Origin of the sequence: Bradyrhizobium sp. S3.2.6, from assembly GCF_040546885.1 — a bacterium.
GTDB lineage: Bacteria > Pseudomonadota > Alphaproteobacteria > Rhizobiales > Xanthobacteraceae > Bradyrhizobium > Bradyrhizobium cytisi.
Genome location: NZ_JBEPOS010000004.1, coordinates 210,316 through 234,272, shown reverse-complemented (window position 1 = coordinate 234,272; position 23,957 = coordinate 210,316). Strand labels below are relative to the sequence as shown.

Annotated in this window: 26 protein-coding genes and 1 tRNA gene; 12 read left to right on the top strand and 15 right to left on the bottom strand. The window is 62.5% G+C overall.

Annotated features, from left to right (window positions below):
- The first annotated feature begins 102 nt into the window (after positions 1 to 102).
- The 3 genes from ABID58_RS11480 to ABID58_RS11470 all read left to right on the top strand — a co-directional run bounded on the left by ABID58_RS11480 (position 103) and on the right by ABID58_RS11470 (position 2,015).
- Positions 103 to 1,044 (top strand): acetamidase/formamidase family protein, encoded by a 942-nt coding sequence (locus ABID58_RS11480; RefSeq protein WP_354032708.1) that lies wholly within the window; start codon positions 103 to 105, stop codon positions 1,042 to 1,044.
- A gap of 200 nt (positions 1,045 to 1,244) precedes the next feature.
- The gene (locus ABID58_RS11475; protein ID WP_007603456.1) at positions 1,245 to 1,442 is read left to right on the top strand and encodes a hypothetical protein; all 198 of its coding nucleotides are present in this window, start codon (positions 1,245 to 1,247) and stop codon (positions 1,440 to 1,442) included.
- Between the two features lie 72 nt (positions 1,443 to 1,514).
- On the top strand, positions 1,515 to 2,015 hold the full coding sequence (locus ABID58_RS11470) for a GcrA family cell cycle regulator (protein ID WP_354032707.1): 501 nt from the start codon (positions 1,515 to 1,517) through the stop codon (positions 2,013 to 2,015).
- 283 nt (positions 2,016 to 2,298) lie between these two features.
- Here ABID58_RS11470 and ABID58_RS11465 read toward each other — a convergent pair whose 3' ends face one another.
- A complete protein-coding gene (locus tag ABID58_RS11465) occupies positions 2,299 to 3,843 on the bottom strand; it encodes a porin (RefSeq protein WP_354032706.1) in 1,545 nt (514 codons plus the stop codon).
- A 413-nt stretch (positions 3,844 to 4,256) separates the two neighbouring features.
- On the opposite strand from ABID58_RS11465, the gene ABID58_RS11460 reads away from it, so the two are divergent.
- Entirely contained in the window at positions 4,257 to 4,763 is a 507-nt protein-coding gene (locus ABID58_RS11460; protein ID WP_354032705.1) for a MarR family winged helix-turn-helix transcriptional regulator, read from the top strand.
- A gap of 34 nt (positions 4,764 to 4,797) precedes the next feature.
- Here ABID58_RS11460 and ABID58_RS11455 read toward each other — a convergent pair whose 3' ends face one another.
- The 3 genes from ABID58_RS11455 to ABID58_RS11445 form a co-directional block, all read right to left on the bottom strand.
- On the bottom strand, positions 4,798 to 5,913 hold the full coding sequence (locus ABID58_RS11455; protein ID WP_354032704.1) for an alpha/beta hydrolase family protein: 1,116 nt from the start codon (positions 5,911 to 5,913) through the stop codon (positions 4,798 to 4,800).
- Positions 5,914 to 6,223: 310 nt separating this feature from the next.
- Positions 6,224 to 7,195: an SDR family NAD(P)-dependent oxidoreductase gene (locus ABID58_RS11450; protein ID WP_354032703.1), complete on the bottom strand. Its 972-nt coding sequence runs from the start codon at positions 7,193 to 7,195 to the stop codon at positions 6,224 to 6,226.
- A gap of 150 nt (positions 7,196 to 7,345) precedes the next feature.
- The gene (locus ABID58_RS11445) at positions 7,346 to 8,254 is read right to left on the bottom strand and encodes a dihydrodipicolinate synthase family protein (RefSeq protein ID WP_354032702.1); all 909 of its coding nucleotides are present in this window, start codon (positions 8,252 to 8,254) and stop codon (positions 7,346 to 7,348) included.
- A 326-nt stretch (positions 8,255 to 8,580) separates the two neighbouring features.
- Between ABID58_RS11445 and ABID58_RS11440 the strand changes: the two genes are divergently transcribed.
- Positions 8,581 to 8,820, top strand: a complete 240-nt coding sequence (locus ABID58_RS11440; protein ID WP_148753562.1) for a hypothetical protein — start codon at positions 8,581 to 8,583, stop codon at positions 8,818 to 8,820.
- Between the two features lie 120 nt (positions 8,821 to 8,940).
- On the opposite strand, the gene ABID58_RS11435 is transcribed toward ABID58_RS11440, so the two are convergent.
- Complete coding sequence (locus tag ABID58_RS11435) at positions 8,941 to 9,912, bottom strand: alpha/beta fold hydrolase (protein ID WP_354032701.1); 972 nt, start codon at positions 9,910 to 9,912, stop codon at positions 8,941 to 8,943.
- A 160-nt stretch (positions 9,913 to 10,072) separates the two neighbouring features.
- Between ABID58_RS11435 and ABID58_RS11430 the strand changes: the two genes are divergently transcribed.
- Complete coding sequence (locus tag ABID58_RS11430; RefSeq protein WP_354032700.1) at positions 10,073 to 10,654, top strand: TetR/AcrR family transcriptional regulator; 582 nt, start codon at positions 10,073 to 10,075, stop codon at positions 10,652 to 10,654.
- 419 nt (positions 10,655 to 11,073) lie between these two features.
- Here the strand turns inward: ABID58_RS11430 and ABID58_RS11425 are convergent, their stop codons facing one another.
- The gene (locus tag ABID58_RS11425) at positions 11,074 to 11,466 is read right to left on the bottom strand and encodes a hypothetical protein (RefSeq protein ID WP_354032699.1); all 393 of its coding nucleotides are present in this window, start codon (positions 11,464 to 11,466) and stop codon (positions 11,074 to 11,076) included.
- 263 nt (positions 11,467 to 11,729) lie between these two features.
- Between ABID58_RS11425 and ABID58_RS11420 the strand changes: the two genes are divergently transcribed.
- From ABID58_RS11420 to ABID58_RS11405, 4 genes are all read left to right on the top strand, one after another.
- On the top strand, positions 11,730 to 11,999 hold the full coding sequence (locus tag ABID58_RS11420; protein WP_354032698.1) for a hypothetical protein: 270 nt from the start codon (positions 11,730 to 11,732) through the stop codon (positions 11,997 to 11,999).
- A 200-nt stretch (positions 12,000 to 12,199) separates the two neighbouring features.
- Entirely contained in the window at positions 12,200 to 12,541 is a 342-nt protein-coding gene (locus ABID58_RS11415; RefSeq protein WP_354032697.1) for a hypothetical protein, read from the top strand.
- Positions 12,542 to 12,598: 57 nt separating this feature from the next.
- Positions 12,599 to 13,312 (top strand): hypothetical protein, encoded by a 714-nt coding sequence (locus tag ABID58_RS11410; protein WP_354032696.1) that lies wholly within the window; start codon positions 12,599 to 12,601, stop codon positions 13,310 to 13,312.
- A 200-nt stretch (positions 13,313 to 13,512) separates the two neighbouring features.
- Complete coding sequence (locus tag ABID58_RS11405) at positions 13,513 to 13,689, top strand: hypothetical protein (protein ID WP_354032695.1); 177 nt, start codon at positions 13,513 to 13,515, stop codon at positions 13,687 to 13,689.
- A 300-nt stretch (positions 13,690 to 13,989) separates the two neighbouring features.
- On the opposite strand, the gene ABID58_RS11400 is transcribed toward ABID58_RS11405, so the two are convergent.
- From ABID58_RS11400 to ABID58_RS11370, 7 genes are all read right to left on the bottom strand, one after another.
- A tRNA-Pro gene (locus tag ABID58_RS11400) sits at positions 13,990 to 14,067 on the bottom strand.
- Positions 14,068 to 14,176: 109 nt separating this feature from the next.
- A complete protein-coding gene (locus tag ABID58_RS11395) occupies positions 14,177 to 14,755 on the bottom strand; it encodes a MerR family transcriptional regulator (protein WP_148753531.1) in 579 nt (192 codons plus the stop codon).
- Between the two features lie 26 nt (positions 14,756 to 14,781).
- Entirely contained in the window at positions 14,782 to 15,123 is a 342-nt protein-coding gene (locus tag ABID58_RS11390; protein WP_177243187.1) for an integration host factor subunit alpha, read from the bottom strand.
- Positions 15,124 to 15,257: 134 nt separating this feature from the next.
- Complete coding sequence (locus tag ABID58_RS11385; RefSeq protein WP_148753530.1) at positions 15,258 to 16,238, bottom strand: beta-ketoacyl-ACP synthase III; 981 nt, start codon at positions 16,236 to 16,238, stop codon at positions 15,258 to 15,260.
- The gene (gene plsX, locus ABID58_RS11380; RefSeq protein WP_148753529.1) at positions 16,235 to 17,296 is read right to left on the bottom strand and encodes a phosphate acyltransferase PlsX; all 1,062 of its coding nucleotides are present in this window, start codon (positions 17,294 to 17,296) and stop codon (positions 16,235 to 16,237) included. The genes ABID58_RS11385 and plsX overlap by 4 nt, the downstream gene beginning before the upstream one ends.
- Positions 17,297 to 17,597: 301 nt before the next feature.
- Positions 17,598 to 18,179, bottom strand: coding sequence for a YceD family protein (locus ABID58_RS11375; protein ID WP_354032694.1), 582 nt, complete (start codon positions 18,177 to 18,179; stop codon positions 17,598 to 17,600).
- Positions 18,176 to 18,727 carry a ubiquinol-cytochrome C chaperone family protein gene (locus ABID58_RS11370; RefSeq protein WP_354032693.1) on the bottom strand — a complete coding sequence of 184 codons (552 nt, stop codon included), beginning with the start codon at positions 18,725 to 18,727 and terminating at the stop codon, positions 18,176 to 18,178. The genes ABID58_RS11375 and ABID58_RS11370 overlap by 4 nt, the downstream gene beginning before the upstream one ends.
- Positions 18,728 to 18,825: 98 nt before the next feature.
- Here ABID58_RS11370 and ABID58_RS11365 point away from each other — a divergent pair, with 98 nt between their 5' ends.
- Positions 18,826 to 19,311 (top strand): outer membrane protein assembly factor BamE, encoded by a 486-nt coding sequence (locus ABID58_RS11365; RefSeq protein WP_354032692.1) that lies wholly within the window; start codon positions 18,826 to 18,828, stop codon positions 19,309 to 19,311.
- 123 nt (positions 19,312 to 19,434) lie between these two features.
- Positions 19,435 to 20,436, top strand: a complete 1,002-nt coding sequence (locus ABID58_RS11360; protein ID WP_354032691.1) for a Bug family tripartite tricarboxylate transporter substrate binding protein — start codon at positions 19,435 to 19,437, stop codon at positions 20,434 to 20,436.
- A gap of 71 nt (positions 20,437 to 20,507) precedes the next feature.
- Here the strand turns inward: ABID58_RS11360 and ABID58_RS11355 are convergent, their stop codons facing one another.
- Positions 20,508 to 22,628: a sodium-translocating pyrophosphatase gene (locus tag ABID58_RS11355; RefSeq protein WP_354032690.1), complete on the bottom strand. Its 2,121-nt coding sequence runs from the start codon at positions 22,626 to 22,628 to the stop codon at positions 20,508 to 20,510.
- A 237-nt stretch (positions 22,629 to 22,865) separates the two neighbouring features.
- Entirely contained in the window at positions 22,866 to 23,864 is a 999-nt protein-coding gene (gene thiL / locus ABID58_RS11350) for a thiamine-phosphate kinase (RefSeq protein WP_354032689.1), read from the bottom strand.
- Positions 23,865 to 23,957: the final 93 nt, after the last annotated feature.

The following is a 23,957-nucleotide window of genomic DNA, read 5'->3' as shown; positions in this document are numbered from 1 at the left end:
CTTCTTGGGAGAGGATCGATTGCCAGGTCAAGCCGGGGCATAACAGGATCTGCATAACAGGATCTCACGACAAGTTCTGATGAAACCGATTGGACGCGGCAAATGACCCATCATCACCTGCATTCAAGTCCCGAAACCTGCCATTGGGGCTTCTTTGAAGCCGCGCTCAAGCCCGCCCTCACCATCGCCAGCGGCGATGAGGTGACAGTCGATACCATCAGCGGCGGCCCGGACATGCTGCCGGACCGCAGCAAGTTTCACATTCCGCCGGAGATGTTCGAGGTTCATGCCAAAAACGAGCGCATGCTTCCCGGCCACATCCTGACCGGCCCGATCGCGGTCGAAGGCGCCGAGACCGGCGATGTGCTCGCAGTCGAGATCCTCGACGTCCAGCTCCGCCAGGACTGGGGCTGGAACATGATCAAGCCGCTGTCCGGCACCCTGCCCGACGACTTCCACGAGACACGAATCCTCAACATCCCGCTGGACCGGTCGCGGATGGTCGGCCGGATGCCGTGGGGCCTCGACCTGCCGCTAAAACCATTCTTCGGCGTGATGGGCGTCTCGCCGCCGCCGGCCTGGGGCCGCATCTCCTCGCTCGTTCCCCGCGCCATGGGCGGCAATCTCGACAACAAGGAGCTCGGCGCCGGCGCGACGTTGTATCTGCCGGTGTTCGTCCCGGGCGCGATGTTCTCCTGCGGTGACGGTCATGGCGTGCAGGGCGACGGCGAGGTCTGCGTCACCGCGATCGAAACGGCGTTGCAGGGCCGCTTCCGGCTGACGCTGCGCAAGGATTTGCGGTTCGACTATCCGCGCGCGGAGACGACGACCCACTACATGACCATGGCGATGGACCCCGACCTCGACCAATGCGCGGTGCGGGCGCTGCGCGACATGATCGTGCTGCTTGGCGAGACGCGAAACCTGTCGCGCGAGGACGCATATACACTGTGCAGTCTCGCGGCCGATCTGCGGGTGACCCAGACCGTCAACGGCTCCAAGGGCATCCATTGCATGATCGAAAAGGCGATCGTGCACGGCTGACCGCGCCGGCACTTCCTGACCACTCCACGCGCGCCCACCGCCTGGACATGCCGGCGGCGCGCTGAATCACGTCTGATTTCGTTCGCGATTCCAACGGGCTAAGCGATGGGCTCAGCCTGCATTTGACTTCTGCCCCTGAACCTAAATAGAGTCTTAATCGTTACTTTTATGTACCCGAGTAAGAGGCTAGCGTTCGGGCCATGGCCACCGAAAAAGCCGAGACTGACCGAATTCCCGTAACCTTGGCGCTCTCGACCATCACCTACCTGGAGAAGTTGGTGAGACAGGGCACCCACGGCACCAGCGTTCCCGGCGTCGCGCGGACATTGATCGAGGAAGGCATCCGTCTCGCCATCAAGGACGGGCTTTTGTCGATTCGCGACAATGGCAGGACGTGAGCGCACGCCGAACGTGAAGCGGACGGATCTCGAGGAGCGGTTGGTCGATTGTCGCAACCTGGGACCGTTACAATGCCTGTTCTCTCACCAACCTGGACCAACGAACGCATCGAACTTCTGAAGCAGCACTTCGAGGCTGGCCTGTCCTGCCGCGAGATCGCCGCCGACATCGGCGTCAGCCGCAACGCCGTGATCGGCAAGCTGTCACGCCTCAATCTCACGCGTGGCCGCTCGGTCGACGAACGCAGGCTCCAGGATAGGAATCAAGACAGGAATCAGAACAGGCCTAGCGCCCCACGCGCGCCAAAAGCGGTGCCCCGGCTGCAATTTGAGATGCTCGCCACGATCTACGGCGAAGCGGATGGGCCTGTCGCGACCGGGCCGATCGACGAGGCCAATCGCTGCTCGCTGATGGAGCTCGGCGAAAACCGTTGCCGCTGGCCGATCTCGACGCCCGGCGCCGAGGATTTCTGCTTCTGCGGCAACGCCGCGCACGACGGACAGTCCTATTGCACCGGCCACAGCCGCCTCGCCTACCGGCCAAACTCGCGTGGGCGTGTCATGCGCGGCTGAAGCCCGCCGTCCCCCTGCCCCACAACGAAAAACCTCCGGCAGGGCACTACCGGAGGTTCTCTGGAGGCTTAGCGTGAAGCTAAGAGCCGTGATTTCTTGGAAACGGCTGACAGCTATATAGCTGAGCAACTCAGGTAAGTAAATAAGTTTGGTGGCGATGGATTCGCATAGCTCGTCTTCGCCGTCTGTGCAGAAGAGTTCGGTTTCTCGAAATCACCACCGCTCCAGAAAAAAGCCCCGGCGGTTTCCCGCCGGGGTCTCTGATCGATTTGCGCGATCGATATTAGAAGTTGCGCTGAGCGCGCAGCATCATGGTCACCGAGTTCTGGTCCTTCAGCTCATACACCGCAGCCGGCTTGGCGGCAGTCGAAATCGCCGGGACAGTGACGGCGCCGGAGTACTTCTGGTCCAGACGCGACCAGCTCAAGTCGGCAGTGAACGCCAGGTTCTTGACCGGAGTCCACACGGTGTTGACGCCGATGACGCCGAAGTTGAAGTCCGGGTTACAGGTCGAACCGGCCACTGCGATCGGAGCGAAGTTGGCGCAGATCAGGGCCTTGCCCGTGGTACCGTACTTCAGCTGGGCATAACCGCCATAGACGGCGCTCGCCCAGTTCGGGCTCCAGTTGTGGGTATAGCCACCACGGATACCCCAGGTCTTGACGGTGTCGATGCTGCCGCCGGCACCGAAGACGCCGTCAGCAAGACCGGCAAAGCCGATGCTCTGGTACGCCGTGCTGCTACCGCCGAACATGAAGAAGCTCTGCGGGAACAGGCTCTGGAAGTTGTAGCGCGTAGCACCGTCCGTGTAGACGGCCTGCAAGTTGACAACGTCGCCCGCACCAGTCGGGATGTTCTTGATCGACAGCGAGCCCTGCACAGCCCAGCCCCACTTGTCCGACGGATGACCGGACGGTTCCGTTTGTGCGTAGTAACCAGGATGCAGGTCATGCGCGGCAACCGAGAACTGGGCAAGCCCCCAGGCCTGGTCAACACGAACAGCACCGGTGATATCGGGGACGCGCGTTCCACCCCAAGCGTTGACGCCGTAGTTGCCCTGGATGAGAGCGTTACCAGCGTTTGTAGCAGCGGAGGAAAACAGCGGGACACCCGCACCACTAACAGAACCGCTGGCCGTGAAGGCGGTAACGTTCCACAGGTTCGACTGGCCGTTCGACGCCGTCGTCTCCTCCTCCAGCGCGATCGAACCGGTGATGCCCTGGCCGAAGTCAGCGGTATAAGCGAACTGGTTTATACCGTTGGTGTGATTGCTGCCGCCCGGAATGGAGTCGGGACCGCCAGCCGGATAGCTCTGCCACGGGGCATCGAAGATCGAGACCGTGCGGCCCATGGTGAACCCGGCGAACTGGATGAACGCATGGAAGAGACCGAGCGCAGGCGCACTCGGCGAGATCGCCGACGGGCTGCTGCCGGTGACGTTGGACGTATCATAGGTGAAAACCATGTCGGCGTAGGTGCGAACAACGCCGTACTCGGTCGCCGTGCGGGTATCGACATTGAGGTCCATACGGGCGCGGCTGTAGTAGTAGTTGGTCAGACGGTTGTTCGACCCACCGTTTGCACTGCTGGTGCTGTTATTGAAACCATAGTCGCCAGCGCCGCCGAGAATGGCGTCAGCGCGGACGTAACCACCCAGCTTGATGCAGGTGTCGGTGCCGGGCATGTAGTAGAAACCCGCACCGTAGAGCGAGCAGATCTTCACGTATTCGACCGCCTTGGCCTTGACCGGAAGATCAGCCGCCTGAGCTCCACCGACGGCGATCAGGGTCGCCGCAGTGCCGAGCAAAAGGCTCTTCACCACTTTCATATTAAAACCTCCAAGTTGCTCATTTTACAGAGACCGGACCGTGAGGCCCCCCAGATCTCCGTCTCTTCAAATCCGCTCGGCCGCTTAGCGCTTTCGGACACACCCGCATTCGACGCGAGGGACGTGGGCGAACCACCTGCAACGGGACGATCGAGAACCCCCCACCGTCACGGATCAATATGCCTGCGCTGTTCCCTTAATCAAAATAGTTTATTAGATCAGGTTTATGGTTTCGCCAGCTCTGTGTCCGTGGCGCAACACCGGATCTGGCGCGCCAAAAAAGCTGATCGGATCATGTTTGTAATTTCGGTGATATAATTACCCTGCTCTGCACTTGCGTCAGGGCAGACTTGCGTGAACTATGGCAGCCACGAACACCAGCCGGAAAGAAATCGGCTCGCGGGAGTGACGCTGTGTCAGCGACGAGGAAAGAAGGGGCGCGCCTCCGCTCCACCGGCAATCTCGATATCATCAGGCGATTCACCTGGGAGATATCGTCGATCAACATGTATCTGGAGGAGCTGCGTCAGTTCTGGGCCAGGACGCTCGGCATCAGCGGACCGCAATGGCTTATCCTGATGGCGATTTCCGACCTCGACAAGGAAGACGGCGTGCCCGTCAACGTGGTCTCCAAGCTGCTTCATGTCGACCCGTCCTTCGTCACCACCCAGTCCAAGCTGCTGGAGAAGAAGGGCCTGCTGCGCCGTCGCCCCTCACCGACCGACGCCCGCGTGGTGCGGCTGTCGCTGGTCGATAAGACCCAGAAGCACATCGCGAGCCTCAACGAGCAGTACACGACGATTCGCGAATTCGTCTTCCAGGAGTTCGATGAGAACGAGCTGACGGAGTTCACCACCAAGCTCGCGACGCTGAAGACCCGGCTCGAAAAGGCCTGCGTCAGGATATCCCTCGACTTCTGAGGCGCGCATCGGTTCTCGAGCTGGCAGGCCGCGCTCAGACCCGCTTGCCGGCTGCACCGAGTCGCGATTCGAGCCAGTCGAAGATGTATTCGTTGGCAAGGCTCGGATTGTCGGCGTGAGCCTGGGCAGCGCCGGTCTCCGCCGCGGTGAACACTTTCAGCACGATATCCGAGCTGCCGAGCTGGGATCTTTGCAGGATCTGACGCGCCCGATCGGCCTTGAGCCAGCCGTCCTCGCCGAGCGTGATCAACACCGGACATTCGGCGCCGGACGCCATCAGCGGCGCATGCGGCACCGGGACGACGCTGAGGTTGCTCATTGCAAAACGGCTGGCAAAGAAGGACCGCTCGTGCAGGTCCCACAGGCCGCCGTCGCAGACGGCCGCGGCGAGACGCGGCTCCTGCAGCACCGCACGCGCCACGAACGAAGAGCCCCACCCGTCCGCCACGATCGCAACGCGATCGAAATCGACGTCCTTGCGCTGCTCCAGATAATCCATCGCGCTGGCAACCGAGCTTTCGAGATCCCGGCGCTGCATAAGCGTGTCGGCGTAATCGTCACGCTGGTCGCCGAGCAGGTCCAGCGCGAGCATCGACAACCCGCGCTCGCGCGCATGTGGCGCGAGCTTGAACAGGAACTCTTCCTTGCGGTGACCGGGCTCACCGATGCAGATCACCGTCGGAGCGCGACCGTTCGCCGCAGGCGCAGGCAGGAAATAGCCCTGCAACGAATGTCCTTCGATCCACGGGATTGTCACGACTTCGCCGGCCGGCCCGCGCGCCGTGAGGAAACGGCGGGCGCATTCCTGCATCGCGAGCACTGCGACCCAGCGGCGCTCGTCGGCGGGATCGAGAGGCATCGCGGCCGCACCGTAGTAGTTCATCGCGCGCAGCCAGTTGCGCTGTGCCGTCGCCATATGGCCTTCCGCGAACGCCGCCTCGGCACGATGCCGGTTGGCCTGTGCCAGCTTCTTCCACTCGCGATGCCAGGACCGCTCGTCGCCGCGCTTCAGCTGCCGCGCGATCATCAGGCATTCGGCGATGGTGGCGCCGCCCTCTTGCGCCGCCGTAAGCAGCCGCGTGAACTCAGCGGAGATATCCTCTCCCTCCGGGCAGAGGATAAAGTCGTCGGAGAGGCATGCCGGTATCATCGGAGCTACGCTTTGTCGTGGCGCTATCCCGATTCACTAAACTATTTCAGTTCGCCAACCAAGCTGCCGCGCGCCGAATGGGACCCGTTCGAGATCACCATCGCTTGAACGCGTGTCATATGTCGCATGCGCGACATTCCGTATCGTCATAAGAGCATGCACGCGCGTGGCGCAGGTAAAATTTCCAAGTAAAATTTCCAAGTAATTGGCCGAGTAAAATTACCTGAACAAATCACCTGCGCACCTCTTGCGATGATGCTCATCATCCCTACATCTGTGGGCGCTCGCTGACAGTCCCCGCCAGAGAGAGTCAGCCGAGCCGCCAGCCGGCTTCCTGGGTGAAACTTTCGTAGAATGCGCGGTCATACGCCTGCTCGGGCGCCGCGCGCACGCGTTCGTCGAGCAGCTTGGCATCCTCGCCGACCAGGATGCGCCAGCGCTCCGCCTTCACGCCGTCAAGGATGATCCTGGCGGCCTGCGCCGCCGTCGTTGGCGCCTCCTCGAGGAAGGTGCGGGCGCGTTCGGCGAACGCCGCCTGGATCTCCTCGTCCGACTTTTTGTCAGCATCTGGCACACCGGCCGCAACCATGCGCTTGCGCGTCAGCACGACCTCCTCGGCGTTGAGACGCTCCGATCCGTCGCCGCTCTGCACCTTGCGTGAGTTGGAGACGATCGAGGTGCCGATATGGCCGGGCATCACCACCGAGCATTTGACGTGCGGCGCGTGCAAGCGGAGGTCGTTGATCAGCGCCTCGCTAAAACCCTTCACCGCGAACTTGGCCGAGCTGTAGGCGGTGTGCGCCTGGTTCATGCCGATCGAGGCCCAGAAGCCGTTGACGCTGGCGGTGTTGATGATGTGGGCTTCGTCGGCCTTGACCAGCATCGGCAGGAAGGTGCGGACGCCGTGATAGACGCCGCCCCAGCAGATGTTGAAAGTGCGCTCCCACTGCTCGCGCGTATTGGTGAACAGGCTGCCGCCACCGCCGATACCGGCGTTGTTGAACAACAGATGGATCTTGTCCGTCTTCTGCTGCTCGGCGAGCTCGTCGCGGAAGCGCTTGAGGTGATCCTCGATCGAGACGTCGGCGACATGGGTCGTGACGCGCAGGCCCTGCGGCAGCTTCTCGACCTCGCAGAGCCGCCTGGTCTCCGCCATCGCGGCCTCCGAGACGTCGCACATCGCAACGTTGCAGCCCTCGGCAACAAGCTGCCGGGCGAGCTCGCGCCCCATGCCCGTGCCACCACCGGTGATGACGGCGATCTTTCCAGCAAATTCCTTCATGGGACTTCGGCCCCTCCCCTTATCGGCATGTTTCTTCGTCGTTGGCGCGCCGCGCAGGCGACGCGCGTGAAATGTAGCAGCGCCGCCGCCGCAGGTAAAAGCGGATTGGCGCCGCTGCTCGACATCAGTTATTTCGGGGTGCGGGCTATTCTATTCGGCCGCCTCGACTTGCGGTCCCTTCAACGCGCCGAGGGCTTCCAGCGCCTTGCGGATCGCAGCCTGCTGTGCTGACGAGGCCTCCGGCATCGGCGCACGCGGATAGGTTCTGGGCAGGCCCTGGAGGGTCTGCGCGTAGCGGGTGCAGGCCGGCAGATTATCGGCGATAACGGCGTTCCACAGCGTCAGCAGCTTCTTGTGCAGGTCGAGCGCACGCGGATGATCGCCTGCCTTCACCGCATCCCACAGCGCGACGGAGGCGTGCGGCGCCGCGGTCAGGATCGCGGCTATCGAGCCGTGCGCTCCCAACGTGTAAGACGGATACATCAGCGCGTCGACTGCACTGTAGATCAGTTTGTCCGGCGCCATCATCATGAGGTCTGCGAACAGCTTGAGGTCGCCCGCGCTCTGCTTGACACCGACGACCAGCGGCACCTCGGTCATGATTCGCGTCAGCAAGGCCGGCGACAGGTACGACCACGGCACGACGTTGTAGATGATGATGGGCATGCCAGTCTCATCCGCTATGGCGCGAAAATGCGCCACCATTGCCTCGTCATCAGGCTTGAACAGGTAGTGCACCGGGGTCACCTGGAGCGCTGCGACATTCATGTCGCGCACGAGCCTGCCGCGGCGGATCGCATCGCGCGTGGAGTCCACGATGATGCCGGCGATCACGGGAATGCGTCCCTTCACCGCATCCACGGTCGCTTCCATCAGCTCGCGATATTCCTCGTGGTCGAGCGTGTGCCCCTCGCCGGTCGAGCCTCCGGCCGCAACGCCATGCGCGCCGGCGCCGATCATCCAGTCGACCTGGGGCGCCACGAGCTTGGTGTCGATCTCGCCGTCCTTCCGGAACGGCGTCGTCATCGGCGGGATCACGCCGGTCGGTCGCACCTTCATGTTCTGCCCTCGCGTTTCCTTGGTCCCGTGACGGCCCCGCTCTTTTGACGAGTATCCGCACGGCTGCCGAGCGTATCGGCTGCGCCGGCCTTGTGAAGGGCGGATCGCGCGGCGCTGCCCCCACACTCGCTCATTCCTGCGGCCTTTTCCCTGTTGGTTCCCCGTATTTGTCCGGCTTCGGTTTATGGGCAATCTTTTTACAATCCGAATCATCAAATGGGGAACGCTGGGGCGAGCAGGCCCAGCTGGCGTGTCGTTTCCGACACAGGTTGTGGCACTCGGCTTGCATCCTCCTCGTGGTCGAAACTACCGAAGAGGTGACTGGAATGTTTATTACCGTCGTTGCCGTGCTCTGCCGGCTTAGCGCTGCTGCCTCGGGCAGCTGTGTCGAGGAAATCGTGACCGACAGCAACATGACGCCCGATATGTCGATGATGGCGTGTGCGGTCGGTGCGCAGGCACCGCTTGCCAAGTGGATGGGCGAGCACCCGATCTATCACGCCAACTGGCGCCTCGACCGCTACAAATGCGTACCGGGTCACTACGAGATCAAGGGCCACGCCTAAGGCCCCCGCAAAACGACGCCTATCGAGGAAACGCCCGGGGCCGCTTTTCCCCGCGCGAGCACAGCTAGCGCCAGACCCGTTGCGGCGGCGCGCTTTGTGACAATCGTCACGCACCCACCCTCAAGCAATCGCACGCAAGATGATCGCCCGGGCCTGCCGCCCCTCCGGCGTCGGCATCAGCGCGTAATTGTGCGGCTGGTCACGGAGCAGATGCAGCTCGACCGGCACGCCCGCGGCCCTCGCCCGCGCGGCAAGATCGACGCTATCAGGGTACAGCAGATCGCGCGTGCCCGAAAAGATCGTCATCGGCGCCAGCGAACGGAAGCCACCGTTGAGAGGGCTGACGAAGGGATGGCCGACTTCGAGCTCGCCTGCATAGAGCCGCCCCGCTTCGACGATTCCCGGAATGTCCTGTATCGGATCGCGCGCAGCGATTTCAACCTGCTCCGGACGGCTCACCGAGGCATCGGCTGCGGGCGAGATCAGGATCAGCCGGTTCGGCTGCCGATGCCCGCGATCGCGCAGCCACTGGCAGGCGGCGAGCGCGAGGCCGGCGCCGGCCGAATTGCCGACCACCGTGACCTTCGCGGATCCCGCATCCTCCAGCAGCATCCGCACCAGCTCGGCCGTCTTCGGCACGACATCCTTCGCGGTCGCGCGCGGCGCAAGCGGATAGATCGGTACGACGCAGACGACGCCCGCCTTGCGCGTCATCTGGCCGACAAAGCGCCAATGCGCCGGCACGATCTCGTTGATGTAGCCGCCGCCATGCAGGAACATCACGTGGTTGCAGCCTTCGTGCCCCGATGACGGCGCCGTGTAATAGACCGGCCACCCGCCCATCTTCGTCAGCGTCACCTCGACGCCGCGGCCCAAACCGGTCGGCTCATGCGAGGCTGGCGCCAATGCGAGCTTCCGCACATGCGCCTGCACGGCCTCGGCTGAGGCAAGCTGCTGCTTGTAGGGAAGCTGCCGCAGCAGCACATTGAAGACGCGGCTCTGCAAGCTCGGCGCGGGATCGTTTGAAGGCTTCGCCTGCGCGAAATTGCCTTCGCAAAGCCGCCCGATCGACAGCATCTTCGCAACGCTCATGCTCCTGCCCTCACCTGCTGCGCTTGGCCGGCACCAACTTGCTTCTATCCATCGGCCGCCGATCCTGCCTATAATGCGAGCATTCACTCGCTTTTCCTACTCGCATTCGGAATGCAGGATCATGGCGCGTAAACCGCCGACAAAACCCCGGAAAAATGCCTTGCAGGAGCGATCACGCGCCACCGTCGACGCGCTGGTCGAGGCAACTGCTCGCATTCTGGTCCGCGAAGGCTTTGAGAAGACGAGCACCAACCGGATCGCCGAAATCGCCGGCGTCAGCGTCGGCTCGCTCTATCAGTATTTCCCGAGCAAGGAGGCGCTCGTCGCCGCCGTGATCAATCGTCACAACGAGGAGATCATGGGCATCGTCCGTTCAGCGCTGATCGAAATCACAGACATGCCGCTCGACAAAGCCGTGCGTCGCCTCGTCACCGTCGCGATCGAGGCGCACCGCATCAACCCCGAACTGCATCGCGTCCTCGCCGAGCAGATCCCGCGCGCCGGAAAGCTCGACGTCGAAGCCTTCAACCGCGAGATCCACACTCTCGTCCGCGCCTATTTCGACAACCACCGCAAGGAAATCCGCAAAATCGACCTCGATGTCGCAACCTTCATCTGCGTCAGCACGATCGAAGCGATCGCGCACAACACGGTGCTGAACCAGGCCGAGATGCCGTCGGACAGGATGGTGCGGACGCTGGTGGACGAGACGACACGGATGGTGGTCGGGTTTTTGCAATAATCGTCGAGGCCCCAGCGAGGAATCGGAGAGGTCCGTCTAACTTGGCGTTGATCTAGGGCCGGCGCCAGAATCCCCGAGCCTGACCAGCAATCCGCGGCCATAGCGGCTGACGGCCATCGACTGGCTGACCGCATCACCTAGACTAATGAACAGATCGCCCCCGGTGCTGCCCCGTACGAAATTAAGGCAATCCCCGACGCAATACGAATCCTCGAACTCTCTCCTTCGGGATAAGCACTTGGGCTGTTGCTCTCTGCTTGTCTCTGGAGGGAGAAAGTTTCCCTTGGAATGGGCACGTCGTTATGGGCTTTGTGTTGCGACCGACGATGAAGAGACAGCGGGGACGATCGAGGCAGGAAGCGAAGCAAGCGGCCAGGAGCGTCGGGAAGGCGAATGAACCTACAGCGAGGTGCGGAGGATCATGCGTGCGCAGGAGTGTTAGGTTCGACCTTTGCCGATGTCCTTTGGACTTCGAAGAGCTGCAACTTGAGCTGCTCGATTTGCAATTCTTGTTGCTGGTTTTTGAGCTTGGATTCTGCGCCCTGTCGCAGGTCCGTGCGCCAACCTAGCAAGATCGTAGAAGCCGTCCCCAATGTGGCAATTAGAGAAGTTACGGCAGAACCCACCAAAGCTAGAAGTCCAAAGTCTACCCTGTCTACCCTGGTTGAGCCATGCTCCACCAGATTCGGATTATAACTCGACGGCGCATCCGCGCCACTACTCCAGACAGTAGCACCAGCGATAAAAATAAGAATGGAAGCAAGCCCGATCCAGGCGAAAACCCTTGCGAGCCTGAACGAGATATTGGCCATGCTCAGACCTCCCATGGCTAACGATCGCAACAGACCTCCGAAATTGCTTTAACGATAGTTCACTACTGCGGCGTGAGCAAGCGACGAGCAATGTAAGCGACGCTGACCAAAAAAGACTTAGGAACGCTAACCCGCTGATGCGACTCCGGTTGTATTGTCGGCAATCGCTTATCTTTCGGTTTTATCGAGCCGCGTCCTCTTGCCGGCGACTGGCAAATCGCGCATTTCGAGTCTCGTGCATCACCAAACATGGGGCTGACCAAATGCTGATTGCCGACGGCCGTTACTTTCAACTCGTTCACACGTTGACCGACGCACATGCCGGGTCTGGCGACTACGTCGTGATGGGGCGTGGCTGGGTGGAGAACCGCATTCAGGTCGCTTTGCGCGCCGCCGACGTTTATCCAGCGTCGAGCGCTGATTGCGATCCCGACCATCCGTCGATCGTGCTGCACGGCGAGGAACCGTCGCGCGAAGTCGTCACGGATATCGAGCAGGTGCTCGCCAATCTAGGCGGCGCGAGCGTGCATTAGAGCGCCAACAGGAACGTCGATCGCGCGAGTGGGCTATGCAAATTTGCCGCGCGCGATCCTGATCGCGAACACTATAGCGCAAATATCGAACAGCTTCGGCCGTTCGTCTCCTCTCAGTGCAACCAGCCGGCGCGCATCACTCGCCGGCTGGTTCTTGTCAGAGGAGCGTTCAACCCAACCACTGACAAGGAGAGAAGTGAATGTCGTTCCACACTATCACTATGCACCTCACGGATTCCGAGCGGACGATCAGGATTGTCCTGACGGTCGGCGTTCGCAATTGGCCCATGACGGTCGGTGACAGCAGTGTTGTTGCCAAGTTGATGAACGACGTGATGACCAGTCGTGCCGCGCGGATCGAAAGTGTCGCGTTGGATGACGGCGACGTCATCGAATTTGAACGCACCTCATACGGGGCGATCGTCGGCGGCACCATTTGTGATCGCGCTGACGCGATCCGGCTGGCGGACGATCTCAGAGTCGCCTGCGACGACGCCCAGAGGCACCTTGAGCCGCCAACGGCGATACGGCGCTTGGGCTAGTCCCCCGCTATTGCCCAGAATCATCCCTCGCGCTTAGATTGCGCGGGGGAAAATTTTATGACTGACTATTCGAGCATATCCACGAAGTATCGCGCCTACAACATAACGCCGGACACTCTGGCAGGGATCGTGGCCGTGGTGAAGAAATTCACTGAAGGTCCTGCGACCACTACAATCTATCTAGACGACGATCACGAGGTAAAAGACCACAACCTGGATGCGCTGCTCGCCGACAGCTTCGTCAAGGCACAGAAGATTCAGCGCATCAAAATTGAAAGCCGAAAAACACTTGGCCCGGACCTAGTCCACTCCATATCGATCAACTTTGAGTCGGACATGTTGAGGGTCGTGCAGGTGACGATTACCGGGGATCGCGACCGCGCCATCTTGGCGCGTCGGGAGTTGGACACGTTGCTCCATGGAGCAGAGTATTGGTATTCGTTCTCTCTCGCGCCGAGATCATCTTTCCTGCCCTTCTTTTTATCATTCCTCATTCCGATAGTCCTCATATCGGCACTGTCGGTCTTTTTGACTTGGCTGTTCGGCGGAGAAGTGACAGAAAAAAGCACGACTGGTTGGGTCCTTCTTCCGCTTGTGGTTTTTCTGGCAGGCTACTTCGGCCTCAAGGACTATGTTTTTCCAAGGCTGACCTTCGACATAGGTCGATCGGCTGATCGGATTAAGATAGCAGGTTATTGGCGAAACATACTGCTCACGGGCATCGTGATCGGGATAGTCGTCAAGATTGCAATCGATCGACTGCTAAAGTGAACTGGTATTTGATCGCCTCGATCATCGTCACATGGTCCCGCGCGCGGGGGCGGACCTGGCCTGTGATCACACTGGTCAATGGGGTGGCGTCCGCATGCCAGTTCCGACAGCGCTGGCGCGGCAACCGAAATAGATGGCCTCACGATTGATGGTCTTTTGTGGACTTACTTCGTACGCAATCGCGAATCCCGAGTGCATTCGTGCTGTATTTTGTCCCGGTCGATCCAAATGCCAGTCGCGTTCGCATGCTGCAAACGCGCCTGACATTGGCCGTCATTACCCTGTGGGTGATTCTCGCATCTTTTTACGAGATCGCGACAATTGGAAATGGCCTGCGCACTTCCAACGGCAAAGGTCATGGTTGCGAGCACGACTAAGATCAAAGTCCTCTTCATCGAATCGCCTCCCTTTAGGATTTCGTTCTCGTTGAATAGGCCGTTCTTCGGGCGGATGCTTCATTGGCTCAATGGACAGTAGCTATCGACCATCCACATTGAGCTCGCCAATACTAAATTCAATTTAGGCCACTGAGGGTCAAAACAGGCTAGCGCCCGAATTTGCGAACGAACAGACCCGGACTCAAGGAACGGCAGAGGAACGAGATTGCAAACTATCTGCAAACGGGCGGTTAGCTGCAGACCACCGTCCAAAAAAGTTTCTGTTTCTGTTGAGAAAAATGGTCGGAGCGAGAGGATTTGAACCTCCGACCCCTAGTCTCCCAGACTAGTGCGCTAACCGGGCTGCGCCACGCTCCGAACGTCGTTCCATTAGCTAGGATCGCTGCTTTGCGCAAGGCGAGCCACACCATTTTGGCGTCTTCGCCCAAAGCCCCCGGAACCGACCGCAAAGAGGACGGAAACCGCCTCAGCCGTCCTTCAGCGCCTGATCGAGCATCTCCCGGCAGGCAACGAGGTCGGCGAGCACCCGTCCGAGCCGCTCGCGATCCAGCGCACTGGGGCCGGCGGGCCCGGCGGGGGTGCCGCCTTTGCGGAAGGTGGTGAGGATGTCCTCGTCGTCGACCTCCGCGAAGCGGAAGTCGATGCCCTCCTCTTCGTCGCCCTGGTAGTCGTTTTCGTCGGCTTCAGTGACGCCTTTGATGGGCGCCTCGTCGTCCGGCTCCACCAGGCTTGCCCCGATGGCGTCCTCGATGGCCCCGAACGAGACCGCGGCCGAGCCGTCAGCCAGGCCCTGCACCGATTTGACGCCGTGCTCCTTCAGGATCCGCTGCACCCCGCGGATGGTGTAGCCCTCGCCGTAGAGCAGACGGCGGATGCCCTTGAGCAGATCGACGTCGTCCGGGCGGTAATAGCGGCGACCGCCGCTGCGCTTCATCGGCTTGATCTGGGAGAATCGCGTCTCCCAGAACCGCAGCACGTGCTGCGGAATGTCGAGTTCCTGCGCTACTTCGCTGATGGTTCGGAACGCATCCGGCGCCTTGTCCAAATGCCAAATCCTTCGCGCGGGGCGGCTTACGCCTCGGGTTGAGCCTTGCTGGCGTCGCCATTGGTGCGGTGCTGGGCGTTGATCCGCTGTTTCAGGATCGCCGATGGCTTGAACACCATCACCCGGCGCGGCGAGATCGGCACCTCGGTGCCGGTCTTCGGGTTGCGGCCGATGCGCTGGCCCTTCTTGCGAACCATGAAGGAGCCGAACGAGGACAATTTCACCGTCTCGCCCTTCTCAAGGCAGTCGGTGATCTCCTTCAGCACGAGTTCCACGAAGGCGGACGATTCCGTGCGCGACAGCCCCACCTTCTGGTAGACGGCCTCACAGAGATCAACACGCGTTACGGTTTTACTTGTATCGGTCATCGCCCTGCCCCACATCACGGCGAACAATTGTCGTCTGAAATTATGAGCTTACGTTACAGCGGTCAACACCGCTCATCAATGCAGACGCATCGATAATCGCGGCCAATTCCGGCAAAATTTTATCGAATGTGGCTTTACCAGCGCACCAGCGCGGAGCCCCAGGTGAAGCCGCCGCCCATCGCCTCCATGAGAATCATGTCGCCGCGCTTGATGCGGCCGTCCTTGCGCGCCACCGACAGCGCCAGCGGGATCGAGGCGGCGGAGGTGTTGCCGTGACGGTCCACCGTCAGCACCACCTTCTCCGGCGCGATATGGAGCTTGTGGGCGGAGGCGTCGATGATTCGCTTGTTGGCCTGGTGCGGCACGAACCAGTCGATGCTGTCGGCATTGAGCCCGGTCGCCTCGAAGGCATCGACGATGACGTCGGTGATCATGCCGACCGCATGCTTGAAGACCTCGCGGCCTTCCATGCGCAAATGGCCCACCGTCTGGGTCGAGGACGGCCCGCCGTCGACGAACAGCTTTGCCTTGTGGCGGCCATCGGAGCGCAGATGCGTGGTCACCACGCCGCGGTCGGTTGCAGCTTTGCCCGGCTGCTCCTGCGCCTCCAGCACGACCGCGCCGGCGCCGTCGCCGAACAGCACGCAGGTGCCGCGGTCGTTCCAGTCGAGGATGCGCGAGAAGGTCTCGGCACCGATGACCAAGGCGCGCTTGAAGGCGCCAGAGCGCAGAAAATTATCGGCAGTCGCAAGCGCGAACAGGAAGCCCGAGCACACCGCCTGGAGGTCGAAGGCCGCGCCGTGATTGATGCCGAGCGCGTGCTGCACAGCAACCGCAGTCGCAGGGAACGTGTTGTCCGGCGTCGAGGTCGCGAGCACGATCAGGTCAATCGACTGCGCGCCCAGCCCCGCATCGGCGAGCGCGGCCTGCGCCGCCTTGATCGCGAGGTGCGAAGTGAACTCGCCATCGGCGGCGATGTGGCGCTCGCGGATGCCGGTCCGCTGCACGATCCACTCGTCGGACGTGTCGATGCGCGTCGCCAATTGGGCGTTGGTCATCACCTGCTCCGGCAGATAGGAGCCGCAGCCCAGCACGACCGAACGAATCTTGGTCACGAAACATCCTCCGGCGCGGTTGGCGCGGAACCGAGCGCGCCTCCATCGCGGTTGAGCATCTGATTGATCTTGTTCAGAAGATCGAATTTGGCCATGTCATATCCAACATCGATCGCATAGGCAAAGCCTTCGGCGTTGATCCCGCCATGGCTCTTGACCACGAGCCCGTTCAACCCGAGCAGCACGCCACCGTTCGACTTGTTCGGGTCCATCTTGTCGCGCAGGGCCTGGAAGGCATTGCGGGCAAAGAGATAACCGAGCCTGGAGAGCCAGCTCCGCTGAATCTCGTTCCGAAGCAAGTCCGCCATCTGGCGCGCGGTTCCTTCGGCGGCCTTGAGCGCGATGTTGCCGCTGTAGCCCTCGGTCACGATCACATCGGCCAGCCCCTTGCCGATACCGTCGCCCTCGACGAAGCCAATGTAATCGAGTTCCGGCAGGTTCATCGCGCGCAGGGTTTCACCGGCCTCGCGGATCTCCTCGTGCCCCTTGATCTCCTCGGTCCCGATGTTGAGCAGGCCGACCGTCGGGCGCTTCTTGCCGAACACTACGCTTGCCATTGCTGCGCCCATCACTGCGAGCGCCACCAGATGGCGCGCATCGCCGCCGATCGTGGCGCCGAGATCGAGCACGACTGACGAGCCGCGCATGGTCGGCCACACTGCGGTGATCGCGGGGCGGTCGATGCCAGGCAGCGTGCGCAGATGGAAGCGCGCCATCGCCATCAGCGCGCCGGTATTACCGGCGGAAACGGCAACATCCGCCTCCCCCTTCTTCACCGCGTCGATGGCAAGCCACATCGAGGAGGTCTTGCGGCCGCGGCGCAGTGCCTGGCTCGGCTTGTCCTCGCCGCTGACGGCAACGTCGGTATGAATGATCCGGGAAGCGGCCTTGAGCCTGGGGTGGCGGTCGAGCTCGGGCTCGATCCTGGCGCGGTCCCCGACCAGCAGGAACTCGGTCTCGGGATGCCTGCCGAGCGAGACGGCCGCGCCTGGAATGACGACAGGGGCGCCGACGTCGCCCCCCATGGCGTCAAGCGCAATACGAACCTTGCTTGGCATCAAAATCCCGGAAACCTGGTCTGGCGCGGTCGTCCGCCGCTAGCGGGACCGCGAAATGGGTTCGCCATGGACATGGCGACCGGCCAAGCGCCACGCCGCACCCGGACCGGGCGGGACAATAGCGTTTTGTTATCCCGAAACAACCTCTTGCCCCCAGCCTTTTGGATTAAGGGCGATCCGCTAGCGGATACTCGAATTCACAAAAACAACTTAAATATCAAATAGCTGGAGTGATCTTTCAAACCAGCGCCGCAAACACCTCACGCCCCCGTAGCACAGCGGTGTTACGGGGAATGCCCAGCTATTTGTCTTTCTTCTTGCCCTGCTTATTCCCCTGGAGCGCCTCCAGCGCCGCGAACGGATGGTCCTTGGGGTCGAGTGCGGTGACCTCCGCCTCGAACACGGCCCCGGGCTTGCGGGGATAAGGATCGATGGCCAGGAACAGCGCGTCGGTCGCGATACGGCCGAGATCGATGATTCCGTTGACGATGGCCTCCGCCGGATCGGCGACCTCCGTCGGCTCCTCGCCGTCCTGCCCTTCCTCGATCAGGTCTTCCAACCGTCGCGTCTTGGCCTCTGGCGCAAAGGTCAGATCGATCTCCTCGTCGATCTCGCTCTCGATCGGATCGAGCGTGACCACGCAGGTCTGGCCAACCCGGGCACGAACACGGCCGGTGACCTGGAGCCGGCCGCCACTCTTCGGCACGACGTCAAAGGTGGCCTGAGCCGACAGAATGTCGTGCACGCCCGCAAGACCCGCCATCGCCTGTCGCTCCGCGGCCGAGGCGTCCAGCTCACGGTGCAAGCCGGTGTCGGGAATGTGCGCAACGGTCACAGGCGCGCGCCAGGGGTCGGGCTCAGTTGCGGCTAAAGGTCGGCTCATAACGTTCCATCCTCGCGAGGCGGTGCGGGAAATTTGAAGGATCCGAGCAGTAGCGCGGGATCGTCGATCTGACCGAGACCCGCATTCGCGACCTCTGCGTAAGCAGCCAGTCGCCGCGCCTGATCCAGCCCGACGCCGTTCAAGATATTCTTGCAGATCGCCTGCGCCAGCCCCTCGGCGCCGGTGTCGATCGCCTGGTCGTAAGCCTGGACCCGGCCGTAAAAGGCCTCGCCGAAGGCCCGCATCCGCTTCGGGACGGTCTGGTCGCCTACGCCCATTTCGCGCAGATTGTCGTCCATGTCCTCGCAGAAGCGGTCGAACAGGGCCTGCGACAGCTCCACCCCGCCCTGCGCGGTCCTTAAGCGCCGCAGCAACAGCCAGAGGTGCAGCAGCAACAGGTCGAAACGGCCATTAACCGTATCCGGCACGCCCAAGTCCCGGTAAAATATGGGTTCTCGCGCCTGCGTCACGATCATGCCATAGATGGCCTCAATGGTGCCGGCCGGGGCTAGCCGGGGTTTCCTGAAGTGATTGAACGGCCAAAGCATTGTGGTTTCCGCAAGCGGGCGCGCGCGAGTTGCATTCAGAGCCTCCGCCCGGTACTTCAGCGCCTCGCGCGACGCAAGGGGACGGAATCAGTTCCGCTATGACGATAACGAACCAGACCGGCCTGCGCGCAGACAAGCGGCGCGGCCTTTATGCACGCTGGCGCGGCTTGCGCATGCTTGCGGCCGTGGCTCTGGTCGGTGGCGCCCTCGCGGGATGCACCGGCGAGCAATTCCAGAAGGGCTACATCCTGCCGCCCGGCGCACTCGAGCAGATTCCGATCGGCGCGAGCCAGGACCAGGTGCTGATCGTGATGGGCACGCCCTCCACGGTCGCGACGCTGGACGGTGAAGTGTTTTACTACATCTCGCAGCGCTCGGAGCGCATGGTCGCCTTCATGAACCAGAAGGTGGTCGACCAGCGCGTGATCGCCGTCTATTTCGACAAGAATCGGCGCGTGCGCCGCCTTGCGAATTACGGCCTCCAGGACGGCAAGATCTTCGACTCCATCAGCCGAACCACGCCGACCTCGGGTCAGGAGATGAGCTACCTCGCGCCGCTGTTCAAGCTGCTCAGTTTCAACTGAGATCGTGAGCTGACATTTCGGCCTGCGGCGTCGTGCCGCTCTCCGCCCGCCGCCCAATGCGACTTGCCGTTGCACGCCGGGTTCCATACGCTCTCTGCAAAACAAGAAGCAGGGAGTGGATTCGTGCCCAACAAAGTTCTGTCTCGCCGTCGCGTGCTCGCCGGTGCCGCCGGTCTGTCGGCCGCAGCCATCCTGCCGCGGTCGAGTCTTGCGGACTGGAAGCCGACCGAGAACATCCGCGTCATCGTGCCGGCTGCAGCCGGCGGCTCGACCGACGTGATGGGGCGGCTGCTCGCGGCCCATCTCCAGTCCGCCTGGGGCCAGACCGCGGTGGTGGAGAATCGCTCGGGCGGCGGTGGCACGATCGGAACGGCCGAAGTCGTTCGATCCAAGGCCGACGGTCACACCATCCTGATCGGCAATCCCGGGCCGAACGCGATCGCCTACAGCATCTTCAAGAACCTCGGCTACAAGCCGGACCAGCTCCAGCCGGTGTCCAACATGATCCGGATCCCGAACATCGTGTCGGCGCATCCGAAGACCGGCATCAAGTCGGTCGCCGAGCTGATTGCCTTTCTCAAGGCTAATCCGGACAAGCTCAGCTACGCCTCCTCCGGCGTCGGCCAGAGCCCTCACCTCACCGGCGCCTGGTTCCTCCAGCTCACCGGGCTGAAGATGACGCACATCCCGTTCCGTGGCGCCGGGCCTGCGCTTCAGGCCGCGCTTGCCGGCGACATTCAGATCCTGTTCGACAATCTCTATCCGAGCCTGCCGCAGGTTCAGAACGGCACGCTCAACGGCCTCTGCGTCACCACGACCGAGCGGAGCGATCTCGCACCGAACCTGCCGACCATGCGCGAGTGCGCGCCGGAGCTTGCGAACTTCGATGTGTCGTCATGGTTCTCGGTGTTTCTGCCGAAGGGCGTCCCGGCCCCCGTGCTCGAGGCGCTCAATCTGCAGGTCAAGGCGATGCTGGAGCGCGACGACATGAAGAAGCAGATCACCGCCATGGGCGCCCGCGCCGACTACGGCACGCCGCAGCAATTCGCGGATTTCGTGGACGCGGAGACGAAGAAGTTCGCCGGCATCATCCTGAAGGAAGGCCTGCAGATGGATGTGCAGTAGCCTTGCGCTGCCACCAGGAACAAAAACCCCGCGGCTCGCGCCGCGGGGTTTTGGCTTGTGTCGTTTGCGGCTCAGTGCGCCAAAACCGCCAGCAGCAACAGCGCCACGATATTCGTGATCTTGATCATCGGGTTCACCGCCGGGCCCGCCGTGTCCTTGTAGGGATCGCCGACGGTGTCGCCGGTCACGGCCGACTTGTGGGCATCACTGCCCTTGCCGCCATAATGGCCGTCCTCGATGTACTTCTTGGCGTTGTCCCAAGCGCCGCCGCCCGAGGTCATGGAGATCGCGACGAACAGGCCCGTCACGATCACGCCGAGCAGCATCGCGCCGACCGCCGAGAACGCCGCCGACTTGCCGGCGACGCCGCCGCCCGCGATGGCGTAGATCAGGAAGTAGACGACGATCGGCGACAGCACCGGAAGCAGCGAGGGGATGATCATCTCCTTGATCGCCGCCTTGGTGAGCAGGTCGACCGCCTTGCCGTAGTCCGGCTTGTCGGTGCCCTGCATGATGCCCGGCTTCTCGCGGAACTGGCGACGCACCTCTTCCACGATCGCGCCGGCCGCGCGGCCGACCGCCGTCATGCCCATCGCACCGAACAGGTACGGCAGCAGGCCGCCGAACAGAAGGCCCACCACGACGTAGGGATTGTTCAGCGAGAAGTCCGGATTGACGCCGGCGAAGTAAGGATGGTGCGCGGAGTCTGCAACGAAGAACTTGAGGTCCTGGTTGTAGGCCGCAAACAGCACCAGCGCGCCGAGACCGGCTGAGCCGATCGCGTAGCCCTTGGTCACCGCCTTGGTGGTGTTGCCGACCGCGTCGAGCGCGTCGGTCGACTTGCGCACTTCCTTCGGCAGGCCCGCCATCTCGGCGATGCCGCCGGCGTTGTCCGTCACCGGACCGAAGGCGTCGAGCGCGACAACCATGCCGGCCAGCGCCAGCATGGTGGCGGTCGCGATCGCGATGCCGAACAGGCCGGCGAGGCTGTAGGTGACCAGGATGCCGGCGATGATGACGAGCGCGGGCAGCGCGGTCGCTTCCATCGAGATCGCAAGGCCCTGGATCACGTTGGTGCCATGGCCGGTCACCGACGCCGCCGCGATCGACTTCACCGGGCGATAGTCTGTGCCGGTGTAGTATTCGGTGATCCAGATGATCAACGCGGTGACGACGAGGCCGACGATTCCGCATTCGAACAGCGACATGCCGGTGTAGTCGACGCCGTCGAGCTTGCCGAAGCCGATCAGGTAGTAGATCACGCCGGCGATTCCGATCAGCGACAGGATGCCGGTTGCGATCAGGCCCTTGTAGAGCGCGCCCATGATCGACTGGCTCGGCCCGAGCTTGACGAAGAACGTGCCGATGATCGAGGTGATGATGCAGATGCCGCCGATGGCGAGCGGCAGCGTCATCATGTCGGAGAGGATCGGCGTCTTGGCGAAGAAGATCGCCGCGAGCACCATGGTTGCGACCGCGGTCACAGCATAGGTCTCGAACAAATCGGCGGCCATGCCGGCGCAGTCACCGACGTTGTCACCGACGTTGTCGGCGATCGTGGCCGGGTTGCGCGGATCGTCCTCGGGAATGCCCGCTTCGACCTTGCCGACGAGATCGCCGCCGACGTCCGCACCCTTGGTGAAGATGCCGCCGCCGAGACGGGCGAAGATCGAGATCAGAGACGCGCCGAACCCGAGCGCCACCAGGGCGTCGACCACGGTGCGGCTATCGGGCGCGAGCTTCAGCGAGTGGACCAGGAAGCCGAAATAGAGCGTCACGCCGAGCAGCGCGAGACCCGCCACCAGCATGCCGGTGATCGCACCCGCCTTGAAGGCGAGCTCGAGGCCGCCGGCGAGCGACGTCGTCGCGGCCTGGGCGGTGCGCACATTGGCGCGGACCGAGACGTTCATGCCGATGAAGCCGGCCGCCCCCGACAGGATGGCGCCGATCAAAAAGCCGATCGCGACATAGAGCCCAAGGAAATAGGCAAGCAGCACGAAGATGACGATGCCGACGATGCCGATCGTGGTGTACTGGCGCCGGAGATACGCTTGTGCGCCTTCACGCACAGCTCCCGCGATCTCCTGCATGCGCGGTGACCCCGCATCCGCACTCAACACCGAAGACGTCGCCCAAATCGCGTAGACGACGGAAAGTACTCCGCAGAGCACAATCAACCATAATGCTGTCATGTGATTTTTGCCTCAGATCCTTGATGTACGTACCCCCGGCGCCTTTTGTTTTTCCGTCAAGCGGTACGGCGCCCTTATGTTGAACAGGGCCGCCCCTCGCAGAAGGTGTGGCCCTGGTCGGTCACAAGCTTGCCAAAATCAAATTGAGGGTGCAACGCCGGATGAGGCCGAAAAAGCCGATCTCGGCAAGTATTTAGACCTAATCCCGCGCGCCCGGCCGCCGGCCCGGCGCAATTGCTAGAAGTGGCTGTAGGACAGACGCTTCAAGGCCAACTCCTGGCCCTGCCCGTCCAGGAAACGCGGCCGCTCATGGCCCGCGACGATGGTGCCGATCGCGGTGACGGCCAGGCCGACCGCCCGCCCCGCTTCCATCAGCGCATCGCTCTGTTCCGGCGGGACCGTGCACAGCACCTCGTAATCGTCGCCCCCGGCAAGCAGCGTCTCAACGCAAATGGCGCTGCGCGCGACCAGGCCTGCCGCCGCGGCCGAGAGCGGCACGCTCGCCACGTTGACCGTGGCGGAGACGCCGGACGCCGCGCAGAGTTTCGTCAGGTCGCCGGCGAGCCCGTCGGACACGTCCATCGCCGCTGTCGCGTGGTCGCGCACCGACTGCGCCAGCACATTGCGCGGCTGAGGGATCCGATAGCGCGAGATCAGCGCTTCTCTTGCAGCTGGATCGGATGCCAGCGCTGTGGCCACCGCGCCGCCGGTGAGCACGTCGAGACCGAGCGCGGCATCGCCGATCGTCCCCGTCACCAAAAGAACGTCGCCCGGCCTTGCGCCGGTGCGGCCAACCATCCGCCCCCTCGGCACGCGGCCGAAGGCGGTGATCGAGATCATCTGCGGTCCCGGTGTCGACACCGTGTCGCCACCGAGCAGCGGGCAGGCGAAGCTCTCGGCGTCCTCGCCGAGCGCATCCGCAAACGGCCTGAGCCAGGCATCCTCCTTGCTGCGCAGCGCCAGAGTCAGCACGAAGCCCGCGGGCGCAGCCCCCTTGGCGGCAAGATCGGACAGGTTCACCCGCAGCGCCTTGCGCGCGATGGTATCGGGCGGATCGGTGGCGAGATAATGCACGCCCTCGACCACGGCATCGGTGGTGACGACGATGTCGTCGCCGGACGAGGACAGGATCGCGGCGTCATCGACCAGCCCGAACGCACCGGGATCGGTCGCCAGCGGCTTGAAGTAGCGCGCGATGAGGGAGTCTTCGGCGGAGGGACTGTGCGGAGTGGTCATCAGCGTCAACCCCACATACCGCTGTCATCGCCCGGCTTGACCGGGCGATCCAGTATTCCAGAGACGTTCGTATGAAATCGATAGGCCGCGGCG